Raw genomic sequence first — 17,127 nt, forward strand, 5'->3', positions numbered from 1 at the left:
CGCTACCATGAATCCATGCTCGAACTCTCCCTCACCGAAGCCCGCGTCCTCGGCTGTCTCATTGAAAAAGAGATCACCACGCCGGAGTACTACCCGCTCTCGCTCAATGCCACGCTGAATGCCTGCAACCAGAAGACCAACCGCGAGCCCGTCATGGAGCTCACGGAAGCCGACGTCCGCACAGCGATCTTCGACCTCGAAGGTCTCGGCCTCGTCCGCACCGACGCCTCCTCACGCGTCTCCAAGTTCGAGCACCGCATCCGCGACATCCTCAACCTCCGCCGCGACGAGGTCGCCGTCCTCTGTCTCCTCCTACTGCGTGGCCCGCAGACACCCGCCGAGATCCGCGCCCGCGCCGAACGCCTCCACGCCTTCGACGACAACGCCGCCGTCACCTCCACCCTCGAGCGCCTCAGCCAGCGCGATGAACCGCTCACCCTCCATCTGCAGCGCCAGCCCGGCGCACGCGAGACCCGCTGGATGCACCTGCTTTCCGGCACCGTCGCGCAGGAGGTCGCACCGCTTGCAACCGCCCAACGCTCCTCCATCGCGCCCAACCTCCTCGACCAGCTCGCCGCCCTGGAAGCGCGTGTCGCCGCTCTGGAAGCGCGCCTGGACACCCTCGAACCACTCACCGCGCCAGTCGCCTCTATTGAATAGCCGCACGGAAAAACCGGCCCCGCCACCGCTCTCGCCGTACTATTCTTGTCCCACAGCGTCAAGACGCCATCATTCGCAACAGCCTCTTCCTTTAGGAGTGCCATCGCATGAACACCCTGAGCCGCATCGCCGCGACCTCTGCTGCCCTTCTGTTCGCCGTCACCGCCGCCGCGCAGACGCACAAGCCCTCCGCTACCAAGCTGCCCACCATCGCCTACCAGACCTACACGCTGCCCAACGGTCTCAAGGTCATCACGCATGAGGACCACCGCCTGCCGCTGGTCTCCGTCGATCTCTGGTACCACGTCGGCCCGCTCAACGAGCGCCCCGGCCGCACCGGCTTCGCGCACCTCTTCGAACACATGATGTTCGAAGGCTCCGAGCACGTCGGCGAAAAGGCGCACATCAAGTACGTCCAGTCCGCCGGCGCCACAGACGTCAACGGCACCACCGACTTCGACCGCACCAACTACTTCGAGACCATGCCCGCCAACCAGCTCGAGCTCGCTCTTTGGCTCGAGTCCGACCGCATGGGCTTCCTCATGGAGGGTCTCGACCGCAAACTCCTCGCCAACCAGCGCGACGTCGTCCGCAACGAGCGCCGCCAGGGTGAAGGCCGTCCCTACGAGGTCGCGCAGGAAGAGCTCTTCCATTTGCTCTTTCCCAAGGGCCATCCTTACTACGGCAACGTCATCGGCTCGCACGCGGATATCGAAGCCGCGCGCATCGCCGACATCCGCGACTTCCACCAGCAGTTCTATACGCCTAACAACGCTTCCATCGCCATCGCCGGCGACTTCGATCCCGTCAAGCTCAAGGAGATGCTGACGAAGTACTTCGACCCCATCCCGCGCGGCCCTAACGTCGAGCCCGTCCACGTCATCACGCCGCCCATCACCGCACAGAAGCGAGCCACCGTCACCGACACCGTGCAGCTGCCGCAGATGCAGGTCGGCTGGCTCACACCCGCCGCCTTCACGCCCGGCTCCTACAACATCGACGCCGACATGTTCGCGCTCGGCGGCTCCAAGGCCAGCCGTCTCGACGAAGCCCTCGTGCTCAAGACGCAGGTCGCGCAGTCCGTCTCCTGCTTCACCGACCCGCTTAAGCTCACCGGCCTCACCGGCTGCACCCTCACAGCCAAACCAGGCGTCAAGCTTGAAGACCTCGAAAAAACCTTCTGGGAGCAGCTCGCCAAACTCCAATCCGAAGGCCCCACGGCTGAAGAAGTAGAAGCCGCAAAGGCGCAGGCACTCACCGAAAAGATCACAGGGCTTGAGCGCCTCGGCGGCTTCGGTGGCGTGGCCGACACACTCGACCGCTACAACCAGTACACCGGCGATCCCGGCTACCTGCCCAAGGACGTCGCCGCCGAAGAGGCCGTCACCATCGCCAGCGCGAAGGAAGCCGCGACAAAGTACCTCACCAAGGACGCCGCCGTCGTCGTCTACTGCATCCCCGGCAAGAAGGTCCTCGACGACGTACCGCGCAGCCCCGACGACACCGACGCCAACGTCAAGATCACCAACCCCTACACACCCCAGTTTGAAGCCTCGCAGGAGTGGCGCAAGCAGGTCCCCAAGGCCGGCCCGCCCGTCACCGTACACCTGCCCGTGCCGCAGACCTTCACCCTCGCCAACGGCCTCAAGGTCTACGTCGTCGAGCAGACCTCGCTGCCCGTTCTCTCCGCATCGCTCATCACGCGCGCCGGCGGCGTCAACAACACCGTCGACAAGGCAGGCCTCGCCTCGCTCACCGCGCAGGTCATGGCCGAAGCCACCGCCGACAAGGACGTCACCCAGCTCGCTGAGTCGCAGGAGCGCATCGGCACCCGCATCTACGTCAACGCCACCATGGACGGCGCCACCACCGGCATGACCCTGCTCACGCAGTACCTCAAGCCCGGCCTGTCGCTCTTCAGCGACGTCGTCCAGCACCCCGCCTTCTCGCCTTCAGATCTCGATCGCCTGCGTAAGCAGCGCCTCATCGGCATCCAGCAACAGACCGACAACGTCTCCGCGATGGCCAACCGCGTCGGCCCCAAACTCGTCTTCGGCGACTCGCCCTACGGCATCCCGCCCGCCGGCACCACCGAGAGCATCTCCGCCATCACCCGCGACGACGTGACCGGCTTCTATAAGGACCACTTCGCTCCGTCCGACTCCGCCCTCGTCCTCGTCGGCGACGTCTCACTCCCCGAGGCACACCACCTCGCCGACGAGTACTTCGGCAAGTGGTCCGGCACTGCCGCGGTGCAGCCCGCCGTACCCGCCACGCCCGAGCCTGCCGCCACACACATCGTCATCGTCGACAAGCCCGGCGCGCCGCAGACCGCACTCTTCGCCTTCGGCACCGGCGTTCCCGTCAGCACGCCGGACCTGCAGGCCCTGCAGGTGATGAACTACACCCTCGGCGGGGCCTTCGCCAGCCGCATCAATATGAACCTCCGCGAACAGCACGGCTACACCTACGGCGCGCGGTCGGAGTACTCCTTCTACCGCGACGGCGGCGCGTTCTCCGCCGGCGGCCTCGTCCGCACCAACGTCACCGGCGACGCCGCCAAACAGCTCATGGCCGAGATCAGCGGCTTCCCCACTCACCCCTCCACCCCGGAAGAGCTCAAGCAGGCCAAGGAGGCGCGCATCCAGTCGCTCCCCGGCGCCTTTGAGACCACTTACTCCGTCGCAGGCTCCATCGCTGGCATCTTCCTCGACGGCCGCCCGCTCGACTACTTCGCCACATTGCCCGCCAAATACGAGGCAGTCACCGCCGAAGACGTCGCCCGCGTCGCGAAGCGGGATATCCACCCCAACCACCTCATCATCGTCGCCGCCGGCGACCGCGCCAAAATAGAGCAGCAGCTCAAGGACGCCGACCTCAGCCCCATCGAAGTCCGCGACATCAACGGCAACCTCGTCACCAACGACAAAAAGTAATCCTCACTCGCAATAACAATGAGGCGCGACCGCAAGGTTGCGCCTCCTGTTTTTTTCTCGCGACCGCAAATCTCCGCCATCCTTCGCGCTTCCACCAACATCCCATGTGCAGAAGGCCACTAATGCCCACCTGCACCGTCGCACTCGAAGCCATCGCAGCCAGCGGCGCACTCGCCGGGCTGCTCGACATCCTCGCCACCTCCGCCCTCATGCGCGCGCAAGGCGTTCCGCTGCAACGCCTCCTGCAGTTCATCGCCAGCGGTGCATTCGGCGCTACGGCATTTGAAGGACGCAATCGCACTGCGACTCTCGGCATCGTTCTTCACTTCTTCATCGCATTTGCGCTCGCGGCTGTCTTCTATGCGCTCACCCTGCCGTTGCCCATGATCCTGCGACACCCATGGTTCTGTGGTGCCCTCTTCGGTGCAGTCGTGCACCTCGCTATGAGCTTCATCATCGTGCCACTCTCACGCGCTGCCAAACGCACCTTCAACCTGAAGGCCTGGATCACACAACTCGCGGTCCACATCCTCTGCGTCGGCATGCCCATCGCCCTCGTGCAGCACACCATCCTGCAATAGACAGCGCCTACAACTCCACCGCTTCGCCGCCCCACGCCGCAGGATCGACATCCTCCACCGTCTGCGTCAGCGTCCATCGGTGTCCGGCGAAGTCCTCCAGCGTGGCCTGCCGCTCGCCATACATATGCGTCTGCGGTTCGTGCGTCACGCTCGCCCCATGCTCCCGCGCCCGGGCACACACGGCATCGACATCCTCCACGCGCAGCATCGTCGAGCTCTTCGTCCCCCACTGCTTATCGGGCCCCTGCTCACCCACAATCACGCAGGCCTTGCCATGCCACATCTGCACCCGATGGCTCGCAATCCGCAACCGCACGCGAAGCCCGAACGCAGCCTGCAGCCATGTCACCGCCGCATCCACATCCGGATACGCCACCACCGGAATCACCCCACAAGGCGGAGCCGACCGGTTCACCACAGCCACCTCCCTACTCCCTAAAAACTATACCGCGCCCCCATCTCAATCCGCCGCCCATTGTCTGCGGCATAAGGAACCCCAAACGTAGGCGACCCCAGCACACCGCCCACCGACGTCACATTCAGGTGGTTCAGCGCATTCGCCGACCGCACATTCAGCGTCAGCGACTGCGGATGGTCCGCCTTCGCGTTCCTCGTCAGCGCAAACGTCCGCTGCACGTTCAGGTTCAAGTAGTAGGTCCAGGGCATCACGCCAACGTTGCGCGGCAGCACACCCGTGCCGCCGCTCGCCACCAGCAGGCCATACGGCGTCTGGACGGCTCCAGCCTGCCCCGGCAGCGCATACTGCGGCCTGTCATTGAAGTTGCCATCGCCATTGTTGTCGAATCCTGTCGTCACGTTGTAGTGCGCATCACCGCCGCCATGGAAGTCGGCACTCAGCTGCACCTTCTCCGGCAGCTTCAGGCTCGCATTGCCAAAGATGTTCCACTCCGGTTGGCCGGTGCGGTGCGCATACTCACCCGTCTCCACGCCCGTCGTCTGCGGAGTCGAGAGCTCATTGTCGTCCGTGTCGTCGATCAGGTTCACGCGCACGCCGCCGAAGAAAAACTGGAAGCGCTTCAGTGTATGGTTCTCCACCCCGACAAACGTCGCGTTCACGCGTCCCTGCCCGCTGTTGTTCATCTGCAGGATGTTCGTGTTCGCCGGCCCCGGCCGCGGCCCGGTAGGTTCACCATTCAGCGGCGAGTTGATGTTCTCCGTCCGCGAGTAGTTCCAGATCCGCCCAACGTACCAGTCAGCCGAAAGGTTGAACCCCGCAGGCAGCGCGCGCGTGCCGCCAACATTCTCCGCGCCCCACGTCAGGTTTGAGATGTGCGGATCGAACTGCCGCAAGCTATAGATCGGCGTCCCGCCCGCCTCCGGATTGCACGTAGCCGCACCATTGCAGAACACAGCGTTGTACACCGTGCTCGTCACGCGCTTCGTACCGTCCTCGCGCAGTACCTCAGCGATATCGCTTGTGCCATACCGCCCTGCAAACAAGCCTGCGTGCGCATGCAGCGTCCAGCGGCCCTTCTTGTCTGGAGACCACAGCACGCCAGCACGCGGCGTAAACGAGCTCAGCACCGTCGGGTCATTCTGCCAGTAGTATCGCGCACCGCTTGCGATATGCACACCACGTCCCACGTTCCAATCGTCCTGGATAAACACCGCATTCTGAAACTGAGTAAAGCTCACCTTCGGCGTGCCGGTCACAACGGAATACGCCGTCGGCGCCCCGCCAGCCTGTCCCTGCAGCGCCCGCTGATACTGCTGCAATCCGGTGATCGTCTCCGTCGCGCCAGTCGGGTTCCCACTCGCATCCAACACCGGAGCCGAGCCGCCGCCAAACGTGTACACGCCGTTGAAGTTCGTCGTCAGCTGCTGCGTGTCATGCGCCATCAGCTCCTGCACGCCAAACTTGATCGTGTGGTTCTTCGGAGTCAGGATCGCGTCATCGTCCACTTCGAGCTTGAACTCGCGCACCGTCTGCGGCCCGAACGTGCTGCCGCCGCCACTGAACGCGCCAGCTACCTGCACCTGCGGTGTATTCGTCACAGGCGTCTCCGTCGAGCCGTCCCAGCGCAGACTCACCCGCGCCTCATGCATTGCCTTCGCGTTGATCGTCGTAATGTCGCTCAGGTGCAACAGGTGGTCATACTCCGCATTGTCATATCCCGTCGACGCCAGCGACGTCCCACCCACACCCACATTCAGCAGGTGGTTCACATTCGGACTGTAGCTCGCGATGAACGTGTTCTTAGGCCCGAGCTGCCAGTCCACGCGGGCCTCGCCCACCCACAGCGCCTGCGTCGTCGGCACGTTCTGTATCGTCGACACGGGATTGAAGTTGCTGTCCAGCGTCGTCGCGTTCACCACCGCAAAGTTATTGATCGCGCGGTGCTCCAGCGTCAGCGAAAAGTCGCTGCCCTTCTTCGTGATCGGCCCTGTCAGCTCAAACCCATAGCGTTGTTTGCCGAGCGCCGCCTTGCTCGTCGAAAACGGATCGCGCGCATTCTCCCACGGGCTGCCGTTCGTCATGAACAGCGCACCGTGATACGTCGGCTGCCCCGGCTTCGTATAGATCTCCACGCGCCCGCCATCGAACGGCGGCTCACGGTACTCTGCCGAGAACTGGTCCGGGTTCACCTTGATGTACGCAATCGAGCTCTTCGGCGGCAGCTTGCTCGAGTCCTGAAATCCATCCACCGAGATCGTCGTGTTCGACGGGTTCCCACCGGCCGCCGCCGCTAGCTGCTGCAATTGCTGTTGCAGGTCATCCGGGTCATCCGCCAGCGACTGCAGCCGGTCGCCCGCAATCGTCTGCGTCGGCCCGGCCGCACTCGAGTCCACCGCAGCACCCTCGCCGGCATCAACCGACACCTCGCTCTGCACCTCCGCCGGCGCCAGCACCACATCCAGCGCGCCATGCGGCACCTTCACCGCCAGGACCTTCGCCGTGAACCCCGGCATCGTCACGACCAGCTTGTGCTCGCCGCGCGTCACACAGCTAAAGTGATACCGCCCATCCGACCCGCTCGTAATCGGCGCAGCACCATCCATCGACAGCATTGCGCCAGGAATCAGCGCCTGCGTCGTATCGCGCACCGTGCCGTTCAGCGCGTCTCCGTGGCAGGTCGCCGGGGTCGCTTCGGCGGGGATCTCGGCAGGGGCCGCAGCAAAGGCATACGGCATCGCAAGCGCCAGCACACTGGCGGCAGCGAGGAATCTCATGGTCTTCTCCTCAGGGAGAGTGCGTGCACAAACCGGCATCCGCATGCACCATGCATGTCCGGCAGGCCCGTCACCCTCGTTCAATCACTTCTACGCAAACCCGTAGACTGAAGTTCCCCGCGAAAGTTTCATGCACGAACGAATACCGCCCCCGCGACTCACCTGCATCGAAGCTGTTACCTTCCTATTCGAGCACTCCTTAATTACGATCAGCATCACTCACGACTTTGGATCACCCGATGTTCTCCTCGAAGACAAAGAGGCTAGCCGCCGCTGCAGCAATAGCAACCCTCATAGCAGCCGCAGCGTTCCTCTGGCTGCGCCCGCACGGCTCCAGCGCCACACCCGCCACGGTCCACGCAGCAGCGTACGCTGACGCCTCCACCTGCATTCAGTGCCATCAAGGCGAGGCCGCAGGATACGACCGCACCGGCATGGCCCACGCCTTCGCCGTCGCCACCGCCGCCAACACCGTGCAGAGCCCCGCACCCGGCACGCAGTTCTTCCATCCCGCCTCCGCCACCTACTACAGCATGACCCAGCACGACGGCCGCTTCTATCAGCGCCGCTGGCAGCTCGGCTACAACGCCAAACCCGCCAACATCGAGGAGCTCACCATCGACTACGTCATGGGCTCCGGCAACCACGTTCGCACCTACCTGCACCGCGAAGACGACGGCACCCTCATCGAGCTGCCACTCGCCTGGTACGCAGAAAGCGGCGGCCACTGGGGCATGAACCCCGGCTTCGACAACGACCACCCCATGACCCGCCGGCTCATCGCCTACGAGTGCATGTTCTGCCACAACGCCTACCCCGAGGTCCCCGCCACCGCCCATCGCGACCTCAGCGCCAATCCCGTCTACACCGGCACGCTGCCCACCGGCATCGACTGCCAGCGTTGCCACGGCCCCGGCGCGGAGCACGTCAAGCTCGCGCGCACCAAGGGCGAGTCCATGCAGGCCATCCGCGCCTCCATCCTCAATCCCTCCAGCCTCTCCAATGCCCGCCAGATGCAGGTCTGCGAGCAGTGCCATCTCGAAACCACCAGCAGCAACCTGCCCGACCGCATCCGCCACTACGACCGCGAGCCCTTCAGTTACGAGGCCGGTCAGCCGCTTGAAGACTTCAACGCTTACTTCGCACGCGACCCCGCCAAGGGCAACACCGCCAACTTCGAGATCGTCAACGGCCCCTATCGCCTTCGCCAGTCGCAGTGCTACCTCCAGAGCAAAGGCGCGCTCACCTGCGAAACCTGCCACGACCCCCACGACCTGCACAAAGGCCCCAGCTCCACGGCCTACTACACGGCCATCTGCCTCAACTGCCACGCCAAAACACTGGACACACACGTCGCCGCGCACCTGCATCCCGCCACGCAGAACTGCGTCTCCTGCCACATGCCCAAGCGCCGCACGGAGGACGTCGTGCACGCCATCATGACCGACCACCTCATCCAGCGCAACGCGCCGCCCGCGCAGCGACTCCTGGCCGCGCGGCAGGAGATTCCCGACACCCCCGCCAACGCCTATCACGGCCCCGTCCGCCGCTACCTCCTCGACGGCGAGAAGCCCACCGCCGTCGACGCGCTCTACGACGCCGCCGCCCAGCTCGTCGATAGCAGCAACCTCGACGAAGGCATCCCTGCGCTCTCGCAACTGCTCCAGCAGAAGCACCCCAGCCAGCCCAGCTTCTACATCGAGCTCGGCGACGCCATGCGCCACAACAAGGACCTCACCGGCGCCATCGCAGCTTACCGCCAGGCCGTGCAGCTCGATCCGCAATCCTCGCGCGGCCTGCGTCGGCTCGGCGTCGCTCTCGGTGAAAACGGCTCGACCGCCGAAGCTCTCTCCACGCTCCAGACCGCCATCAACCTCGAACCCCGCAACGCAACTCTCTGGTACGAGCGCGCGCTCATCGAAGCCAAATCCGGCGACCTCGACAAGGCCATCGCCGACCTCCGCCAGAGCACCGCCATCAAGCCCGACTTCGCCGACGCGCAGAACAACCTCGGCTCCATGCTCGCGCAGTCCGGAGACGCCAACGGCGCCGAAGCTGCCCTCCGCTCTGCCATGACCACCAACCCCTACGACGGCGGCATCCGCTCCAACCTCGCCCGCGTTCTCGCCGGTGAAGGCAACTGGAACGAAGCCGCCTTCCAACTGCAACGCGCCGCCGCACTAGAGCCCGACAGCGCCACCGTCCACCAGGACTACGCCGTAGCCCTGCTCCAATTGAAGCGCGTGCCCGACGCTCAGCGCGAAGCCGAGGCCGCCATCAAGGCGAACCCCACCTCCGCCGCTCCCCACGACCTCCTCGGCCAGATACTCAGCGTCCGCAACCAATCCGCCCAGGCTCGCAAGGAGTTCGAAGCCGCACTACAACTCAACCCCCACTTCGCCCCTGCGGAGCTCGACCTCGCCGAAACCATGCTGGAGCAAAACCAGCTGCAACCCGCCATCCCCCTGCTGCAGGACGCCGCCCAATCCACCAACCCCGCCATCGCCACCCAGGCCCGCCAGCTCCTCCAACAACTCAACGCCCCTCATCCATAAGCGAGAAGGGGAGGTGCGGCCCACCTTCGCCGCACCTCCCCTCCCTGTGTTCTTACGCCGTCTTCGCCTCCTCTTTGAAGTCATCGTCAATCGCTACCCGCGACAGATGCGCCACCGTGTTCGCCAGCGTCTTGGCACCCGCGGCCATGGCAATCGCCACCGCCGCGCGCTTGTCGTAGCCGGCGGACGTCAACGCATTCACATCGCTGTCGGAGACCTGCGTACGCTTCGTAGCAATCGCATCCGCAAAGCGTCGCACTGCCTCCAGCTTCACGTCCTTGAACGCTCCACCGTGGCGAATCGTCTCCACCACATCAGCGGGCGCGCCAAGCTTCTGCGCCAGCGTCGCGTGTACGGCGACGGCGTACTCCGCCGCGTTGGCGCGGCTCGCCGCACCCAGCGCCACCTGCTGCGCAATCGGGTCCAGCGTCGTCTTGCCCAGCGACTGCAGCACCGTAAGGTACGCACTCAGCACGACGGGCTCAACGGCGAGCGCATAGCCCAGGTTTGGCACAAAGCCAAACAAGCCGCTCATGCCCTCGACCATCTCCTTCGCCTCGGCAGGCACCGATGCCGCATTCAGCTCCCCGAACAACGCCTCACCCTGCGCCACATCCAGCGTCCGGGCAAGGAACGCGCGGATGATGCCGGCAACCTCGTCCAGGTGTGCTTCGAGAACAAAATGCCCGCCGTCGACGAAGTGGACCTCCGCGTCAGGAATGTCGCGCCGAAACGCCTCCGCGCCCTGCGGCAGAAAGAAGGGATCGTTCCTGCCCCACACAGCCAGCGTCGCCGGCTGGTGCTTCTGGAAGTACTCGTGGAACCGTGGATACGCGGCCACGTTGTTCTTGTAATCGCCAAACAAGTCGAGCTGTATCTCGTCATTGCCCGGGCGGTCCAGGAAGTACTGGTCCAGCGTGTAGCTCTCCGGAGCGGTGCGCGTCGCGTCCGTCTCGCCATGCGTGTACTGGAACTGCGTCGTTCCGGCCTGCAAAAACGCGCGCAGGTTGTTGCGGTTCTCCTCGCTCGGGCTCTCCCAGTACGCACGAATGGGGTTCCAGCCATCGCTCAGGCCTTCTTCATACGCGTTGCCGTTCTGCGAGATCAGCGCCGTCACGCGCTCTGGCCGCGACGCGGCCAGCCGAAACCCTACCGGCGCACCGTAGTCGAACACATAGATTGCATAACGGTTCAGGCCTACCGCATCGGTAAAACTCTCGATCACCTCGGCCAGGTGGTCAAAGTTGTAACCGAAGCTCTTCGCCTCCGGCGCATCGGAAAACCCAAAGCCCGGCAGGTCCGGCGCAATCACCCGGTACTTGTCGGAGAGCCGGTCGATCAAGCCGCGATATTGATGGCTCGAAGTAGGAAAGCCATGCAGCAACAACACGGCAGGCGCGTCCTTGGGGCCGGCTTCCCGATAGAAGATGTTGAGCGCCGGGCCTGTGCGGCCATCGGCAACTGATACGGTCTGGTAAGTATTGATCGCTGACATTGAAGATCTCCTGAAGTACAAAATGAATTCGGTCTAAGTCCGTTACCGCAGTTCCATCGGGCGGTGCAGCCCTCCCGGTGTCGCTCTGAACCTTGGACTCGCAGACACCGATAAAAGATTCAATAGTGGTGTTATATTTAAGGAGAGGTAACAATATGGAATCGTCCCGGGACTGGAGCGATGGCTTTCTCGTGGTTGGCAATCAACCCGCACTCGATCTGTTGAACACACAACTCTTGCTGGACGATCGGCTGCAGGAGTTGCTGCCGGACACCTCCGCGCTGGTGCGTTGGCTGCTCGTTTCGGGCATCGCCCTCACAGCTGACGCAAAAAGTCAGCTCAAAACCTGGAGCCACACAGCCGAGGCAAAGACATTTCTGCGTCAGCTTCTCGCCTTCCGCGAAGAACTGCGCGAAGCCCTTCTGCGGCTGGAGAACGACAAACAGCCCAGCGCCGCATTCCTGGAGGATTTGAACGCACGCCTCTTTGCCCATCCCCTGCGCAAGGCCGTCGTCCTGCGGGGCGGAATGCTGCAGAGCGCCCAGGCAAACGGCACTTCTCTGGCCGACACTCTATGGGCATCGCTGTTGCACGAAATCGGACAACTGCTCACAGCGACAGACCTCGCAAGGGTACGCAAGTGCGAGCACTGCGTCGTGCACTACCTCGATGTCAGCAAGAAGAATGCACGCCGCTGGTGCAGCATGCGGCTCTGCGGAAACAAGATCAAAGTCGCCGCTTACCAGCAGCGCCAGCGGCAAGCCTGACCCCAGCCCAGCCCCTTGACACGGGATTTACAATAAGAGAGCAAGACAAAACCCGGCCCAGGCCGGGTTTCGCCGTCTCACCGCTCTTTCAAAACTCGCATCTCGGATCTGGCCTCTCGCCTCTGGCCCCACCTCAGCGATCGAGGTAACCACAAAAATGGTTACGAGCTTAACTCCAATCCGCTGCGGATCATAGCCCCAAAAACCGGGGGGAGGGTGCCCGGTTAGCTCGCCGCCGAAAAAGCAGCCAGCGTCTTCTCCAGGCTCGCCGGATCATCCACATTCGTCGTCGCCAGCGCCCGGTCTATCTGCCGATTGAGGCCACAAAGCACCTTGCCCGGCCCGACCTCAATAAACTGCGTCGCCCCGCTCGCCGCCAGAAGCTGGATGCACTCCACCCAGCGCACCGCGCCAGTCACCTGCCGCACCAGCGCATCGCGCACCGCCGCACCGCGAGTCATCAGCAGGGCGTCCACGTTGCTCGCCACCGGAAACGCCGGATCATGGAAGCTCACCGTCTCCAGCTGCTGCTGCAGCTTCAACTGCGCCGGCAGCATCAGCCCGCAGTGGAACGGCGCGCTTACCGGCAGCATCACCGTGCGCTTGGCCCCGGCCTCCTTGCACCGCTCCGCCGCCTGCTCCACGGCCTCCTTCGTCCCGGAGATCACCGTCTGCTCCGGCGAGTTCATGTTCGCTGGCGCCACCACCGCATTCACCCGCGAGGCCACCTCCACCGGAGTGCTAGCCCCGTTGTTCGGATCGGCCATTGCATCCAGCACCGCATGAGCCCGCACCGTCGGATGCGGCGACACCGGCTCCTTCGTCAGCGCATCGGAGACCTCCGCGCAGATGTCGTTGATCGTATACACCGGCAGCCCCAGGATCGCAGCCATCGCGCCTTCACCCGCTGGCACCGCCGTCTGCATGAACTGCCCGCGCGCGCGCACCGTCCGCACCGCATCGGCAAAGCTGAACGTCCCCGCCGCCACATGCGCCGAGTACTCACCCAGGGAGTGCCCCGCCGCAAACGAAACTTTCAGCCCGCGCGCTGCAAGCTCCGGCTCCAGTACCCGCAGCGCCGCAATCGACATCGTAAGGATAGCTGGCTGCGTATGCTCGGTCAGCTTCAGCTGCTCCTCCGGCCCCTCGAAGATCAGCTTCGACAGCGCAAACCCCAGCGCGTCATCAGCCTCGTCGAACACGGCCTTCGCAGCAGCGGAGCCGTCATAGAACGCGCGCCCCATGCCCACGGTCTGCGAGCCCTGGCCCGGAAAAAGAAGTGCAATCGTCGGAGAAGTTGTCGTGATCGTGTCAGTACTCATCGCCTAACAGTTTAGACGAACGCCGCCATCATCCAGCGCGCGCTACTCGATCACAGCCGTCACGAACTGCTGCTCAGCCTTCGCCGTCACCAGGCTGTACAGCGCAAACTGCCGGCTCGAAGGCCCGCGCAGCTCCATCAGTAGGCTCGCGCGATGGCTTCCATCCGGATCGACAACATCCACCGGCCGCATCCAGGGCACGCGGTTCAGGTGCGTCGCATCGGTCACATTGGTCAACGCCACCTGCATCTCACCCGAGGGCAGCTGCTGCGTCACCATCGTCAGGTACACCGGCCCGCCCTCAGCCACCGGTGTCTCCGCCGTGTAGACGAACGTTGGCAGGCCACCGTAACTGAGCTCGTAGCCGCGGATGTCCTCATCCGTCAGCGCAAGCGGCACCACGGCAGCCGCCTTCTTCGCCACCGCGCGCTTATGCGTTGCCGTGCTCTTCGAGTTAGGCGGCGTGTTGACCGGCGCACTCCGCGGCGTCAACCGGGGCGGCCCCTCAGGCGCGCTGGCAGGCGTGTTGGCAAACGAAGGTCCGCTGCTGCTCCGCGCCACCGCAGCAGCAACAGGCTGCAACTTGTTCGCCGCAAGATACGCCGCAACCAGCGGCCGTGCCAACACCTCAACAGCCTTCAGTGTATCGGCCCGCTCAACCGAAGACTCCCACTCGCGCGTAAACACGTGAGGATCGTTGCCCGAAGCGTCCGACACAGCAACCGCCTGCTGCATATCGGCAGGAATCCCGGTCAACGCCTTCGGCAGCTCATCCTCTTCCGGCGTCCCGCGGTGCAGGATCGGGCGGTCTGGATCGTCATTCAACGAAGTCCCCAACGGAATCACGCTGCCGCCGTCCTTCTGCTTCTTCTCGTGCTTCGTATCCGGCCTGGGATCGCGGTGCCGCAGAGTTGGCCGATCTGGATCATCATCCGGTGCAGGGCTCGTCGTAGTGCCTGTCCGAGTCGAACCGCTAGAGCTGGAAGTGCCGCTCTTGCTGTTATCGCCAGTTGAACTGCCGTTATCTTCTGCTCCCGCCCTGACGGCGAAGTGCGGCTGGTCGTCGTCTCCTCCACCAAAGATCCTCGGTTCTTTCGCTGAAGCCTTCAGGTTGCTCTTCTTCTTCGGCGGCGGCAGCTCAAACTTGCCGTACCCGTACCAAGCGCCTACAGGATCGTCGTCCACCATAGAACGCCGTGTCACCACATCGCGGGCGAACTCAATATCGAACAACCCAAGACTCTGCCCTGCGCGTTCAATCGAGTACTCATCGCCGGTCTCCAACGTAAACGGCACCGGCCGCGCCAGGTAGAGATCGCCATCCTCAAAGTGGCTGTTGATGAACAGCGACACCGGAATCAGCCTCGACGCACTCGGCTTCTTCAGATCACCTGTCCACTCGTAGACTCCGATCGAACGCGTCACGCGCTCCGGCTTCTCCACTTTGTGCATCTGGGCGCAGAACGGTGCTGCCAGCAGCAACATCACAGCGGCTGTTCCCAGCTTGACCGTCATCGCAAGCGAACCCGTACGCACCACACCAGTTTAGACGTCTCACAGCGCAGTCTGGGCTACCGGCCTCAGTCAGCCGCAGCGTGGTCAGCTGCTGCCCTCCCAACTTCCCAGTCCGGCGGCTTTCAATGCCGCCCGCCGCCACCGCGGCAACGTCAGCCGCGGCCTGTCGAAGAACAGATAGATCACAGGAGTCGTGAATAGAGTGAGGCATTGGCTAACCACCAGCCCGCCAATGCCCCCTCTGCCTGCCCAGCGTTGGAGACCTGAAGATCTGCCTGCTCCTCCGCACGACTGGTCCTCAATCGAACACACCTGCCCTGAGTCGATATGCGCCACCTGTGCGCATCCTATTTATCTATTTATTCTGAGACGGAGAGGGCCCTGCAAATATATTGCATACATTCCAGTTCAATCGTTTATTTCGTCCCTCATACTGAGGGTATATTGAGCGCAACCGTCTCGAACTCACACGCCGGAAAACAGTTCGACCTCAGACAGACTAAACCCAAGCCGGGAATAGCAGGCTAATACTTATTGACCAGATGCAGACAAAGACTACGGAACTTCAAAACATCGTTGGGATAGAGGTCACAGGACAACCATTGCCCGCATCGGATTGTCCGCTCTGCGTCGATCTCGATGGGACCCTTGTCAAATCTGATACGTTGATCGACTCGGTGCTCTATCTTGCGCGCCATCGCCCGGGCGATCTTGTGCGAATTCCTAGGTGGCTTGCGCAGGGTAAGGCCGCGTTTAAGCGTCACGTCACGAACTCCGTCACGCTTGATGTCGAGACACTTCCATACAATCAACCACTGCTAGCCTATCTGCAAGAGCAGCACGCCACGGGCCGAACGTTGTATCTTGCCACAGCAGCAGATACTGCTCTCGCCGAACGGATTGCGGCACACCTCGGAATCTTCCAAGGTGTCCTCGCATCGGACGGCTCCACGAACCTTGCCGGGGGCAACAAGCTCGCCGCGTTCCGCGAGGCCTTCGGTGAGAACTTCAGCTACATCGGCAACGCCAGTCCCGATGGGCCCATTCTTATCTCATGCCAGTTGCCGATGGTCGCCAATCCAGACCGCGCGCTGTTGAGTCAGCTACGCGAGGCTCGTATTACTCCGGCGGAGACCTTCACGGACCGTTCTTCCCCGTTGCGAGGCTGGCTACGTGCCATACGTCTGCACCAGTGGGCCAAGAACACTCTTATCTTCGTCCCGATGCTGTTGGCGCATCAGTGGGCGCTTCCCACGCTGGTAGACGCGACGATAGCGTTCTTCAGCTTCGGCCTCTGCGCCTCCTCTACCTACATCGTCAACGACCTGCTTGATATTGATGCCGACCGCCGTCATCCCACCAAGCGCAAACGCGCGTTCGCCTCCGGCGACGTGTCCGCCATCAGCGGTGTAGTCGCCATCGCTCTACTCTTTACGGTGGCTATCGTCCTGGCTATCGCGCTACCGCATGTTCACCGGCTTGTCGAGCCGAATATACCTCTCGAGCGTCCCTACCAGTTCCTGAAGTGGCTGCTGTTCTATACGGCGACGACGCTCTGCTACTCGCTGTATCTGAAGCGTAAGCTGCTGCTGGACGTTTTTGTGCTGAGCGGCCTCTACACCGTGCGCATTCTTGCTGGCAGCGCCGCTACGGCGGTGGCGGTATCGACCTGGCTGGCCGGGTTCAGTGTCTTCTTCTTCCTCTCACTGGCGTTCGTCAAGCGGTTCAGTGAGCTTTACAGTCTGCGCGAACGGGGTGGCGTGGCCTCCAGCGGGCGCGGATACCATGTGGACGATCTGGAGCAGCTGCGCGCCCTGGGTACCGGCTCGGCCTATGCGGCGGTCGTCGTGATGACGCTGTACATCTCCAATCCAGAGACCCATCAGCTATATCACCATCCGATCCGGTTGTGGCTGGTGGTGCCGGCGTTGCTGCTGTGGCTGAGCAACATCTGGATGTTGACCAGCCGCGGCGAGATGCATGACGATCCAGTCGTCTTCGCCATCACCGACAAGCGCAGCCTGCTGCTGGGCGTGGTGATGGCCTGCATTATCGTCTCAGCACTTTAGGCAGGGCGGCGGCGCTCATTTATCCTGAGTATTAC

The 17,127-nt window shown here is 63.3% G+C and carries 11 protein-coding genes; 6 read left to right on the top strand and 5 right to left on the bottom strand.

Annotation, left to right across the window (positions count from 1 at the left end; translation table 11 throughout):
* The first annotated feature begins 15 nt into the window (after positions 1 to 15).
* The 3 genes from GOB94_RS08260 to GOB94_RS08270 all read left to right on the top strand — a co-directional run bounded on the left by GOB94_RS08260 (position 16) and on the right by GOB94_RS08270 (position 4,177).
* Complete coding sequence (locus tag GOB94_RS08260; RefSeq protein ID WP_182275490.1) at positions 16 to 660, top strand: YceH family protein; 645 nt, start codon at positions 16 to 18, stop codon at positions 658 to 660.
* 107 nt (positions 661 to 767) lie between these two features.
* On the top strand, positions 768 to 3,596 hold the full coding sequence (locus GOB94_RS08265; protein ID WP_182275491.1) for a pitrilysin family protein: 2,829 nt from the start codon (positions 768 to 770) through the stop codon (positions 3,594 to 3,596).
* A gap of 122 nt (positions 3,597 to 3,718) precedes the next feature.
* Complete coding sequence (locus GOB94_RS08270) at positions 3,719 to 4,177, top strand: hypothetical protein (protein WP_182275492.1); 459 nt, start codon at positions 3,719 to 3,721, stop codon at positions 4,175 to 4,177.
* A gap of 7 nt (positions 4,178 to 4,184) precedes the next feature.
* Here GOB94_RS08270 and GOB94_RS08275 read toward each other — a convergent pair whose 3' ends face one another.
* Complete coding sequence (locus GOB94_RS08275; protein ID WP_220464892.1) at positions 4,185 to 4,601, bottom strand: VOC family protein; 417 nt, start codon at positions 4,599 to 4,601, stop codon at positions 4,185 to 4,187.
* A gap of 11 nt (positions 4,602 to 4,612) precedes the next feature.
* Entirely contained in the window at positions 4,613 to 7,369 is a 2,757-nt protein-coding gene (locus GOB94_RS08280; RefSeq protein ID WP_255483749.1) for a carboxypeptidase-like regulatory domain-containing protein, read from the bottom strand.
* Between the two features lie 239 nt (positions 7,370 to 7,608).
* Here GOB94_RS08280 and GOB94_RS17000 point away from each other — a divergent pair, with 239 nt between their 5' ends.
* Positions 7,609 to 9,924, top strand: a complete 2,316-nt coding sequence (locus tag GOB94_RS17000) for a tetratricopeptide repeat protein (RefSeq protein ID WP_182275494.1) — start codon at positions 7,609 to 7,611, stop codon at positions 9,922 to 9,924.
* 52 nt (positions 9,925 to 9,976) lie between these two features.
* Here GOB94_RS17000 and GOB94_RS08290 read toward each other — a convergent pair whose 3' ends face one another.
* On the bottom strand, positions 9,977 to 11,419 hold the full coding sequence (locus GOB94_RS08290) for an alpha/beta fold hydrolase (protein WP_182275495.1): 1,443 nt from the start codon (positions 11,417 to 11,419) through the stop codon (positions 9,977 to 9,979).
* 155 nt (positions 11,420 to 11,574) lie between these two features.
* Between GOB94_RS08290 and GOB94_RS08295 the strand changes: the two genes are divergently transcribed.
* Positions 11,575 to 12,186, top strand: coding sequence for a CGNR zinc finger domain-containing protein (locus GOB94_RS08295; RefSeq protein ID WP_182275496.1), 612 nt, complete (start codon positions 11,575 to 11,577; stop codon positions 12,184 to 12,186).
* A gap of 224 nt (positions 12,187 to 12,410) precedes the next feature.
* On the opposite strand, the gene GOB94_RS08300 is transcribed toward GOB94_RS08295, so the two are convergent.
* Both GOB94_RS08300 and GOB94_RS08305 read right to left on the bottom strand, forming a co-directional pair.
* The gene (locus GOB94_RS08300) at positions 12,411 to 13,508 is read right to left on the bottom strand and encodes an ACP S-malonyltransferase (RefSeq protein WP_182275497.1); all 1,098 of its coding nucleotides are present in this window, start codon (positions 13,506 to 13,508) and stop codon (positions 12,411 to 12,413) included.
* A gap of 42 nt (positions 13,509 to 13,550) precedes the next feature.
* Positions 13,551 to 15,044, bottom strand: coding sequence for a hypothetical protein (locus tag GOB94_RS08305; protein ID WP_182275498.1), 1,494 nt, complete (start codon positions 15,042 to 15,044; stop codon positions 13,551 to 13,553).
* A gap of 521 nt (positions 15,045 to 15,565) precedes the next feature.
* On the opposite strand from GOB94_RS08305, the gene GOB94_RS08310 reads away from it, so the two are divergent.
* Positions 15,566 to 17,092, top strand: coding sequence for a UbiA family prenyltransferase (locus GOB94_RS08310; RefSeq protein ID WP_182275499.1), 1,527 nt, complete (start codon positions 15,566 to 15,568; stop codon positions 17,090 to 17,092).
* Positions 17,093 to 17,127 lie beyond the last annotated feature (35 nt).

Source organism: Granulicella sp. 5B5 (assembly GCF_014083945.1).
GTDB lineage: Bacteria > Acidobacteriota > Terriglobia > Terriglobales > Acidobacteriaceae > Granulicella.

Excerpts from the sequence above, each read along its gene's own strand:
- GOB94_RS08260 (WP_182275490.1), top strand. The coding sequence starts at position 16 with ATGCTCGAACTCTCCCTCACCGAAGCCCGCGTCCTCGGCTGTCTCATT.
- GOB94_RS08265 (WP_182275491.1), top strand. The coding sequence starts at position 768 with ATGAACACCCTGAGCCGCATCGCCGCGACCTCTGCTGCCCTTCTGTTC.
- GOB94_RS08270 (WP_182275492.1), top strand. The coding sequence starts at position 3,719 with ATGCCCACCTGCACCGTCGCACTCGAAGCCATCGCAGCCAGCGGCGCA.
- GOB94_RS08280 (WP_255483749.1), bottom strand. The coding sequence starts at position 7,369 with ATGAGATTCCTCGCTGCCGCCAGTGTGCTGGCGCTTGCGATGCCGTAT.
- GOB94_RS17000 (WP_182275494.1), top strand. The coding sequence starts at position 7,609 with ATGTTCTCCTCGAAGACAAAGAGGCTAGCCGCCGCTGCAGCAATAGCA.
- GOB94_RS08290 (WP_182275495.1), bottom strand. The coding sequence starts at position 11,419 with ATGTCAGCGATCAATACTTACCAGACCGTATCAGTTGCCGATGGCCGC.
- GOB94_RS08295 (WP_182275496.1), top strand. The coding sequence starts at position 11,575 with ATGGAATCGTCCCGGGACTGGAGCGATGGCTTTCTCGTGGTTGGCAAT.
- GOB94_RS08300 (WP_182275497.1), bottom strand. The coding sequence starts at position 13,508 with ATGAGTACTGACACGATCACGACAACTTCTCCGACGATTGCACTTCTT.
- GOB94_RS08310 (WP_182275499.1), top strand. The coding sequence starts at position 15,566 with ATGCAGACAAAGACTACGGAACTTCAAAACATCGTTGGGATAGAGGTC.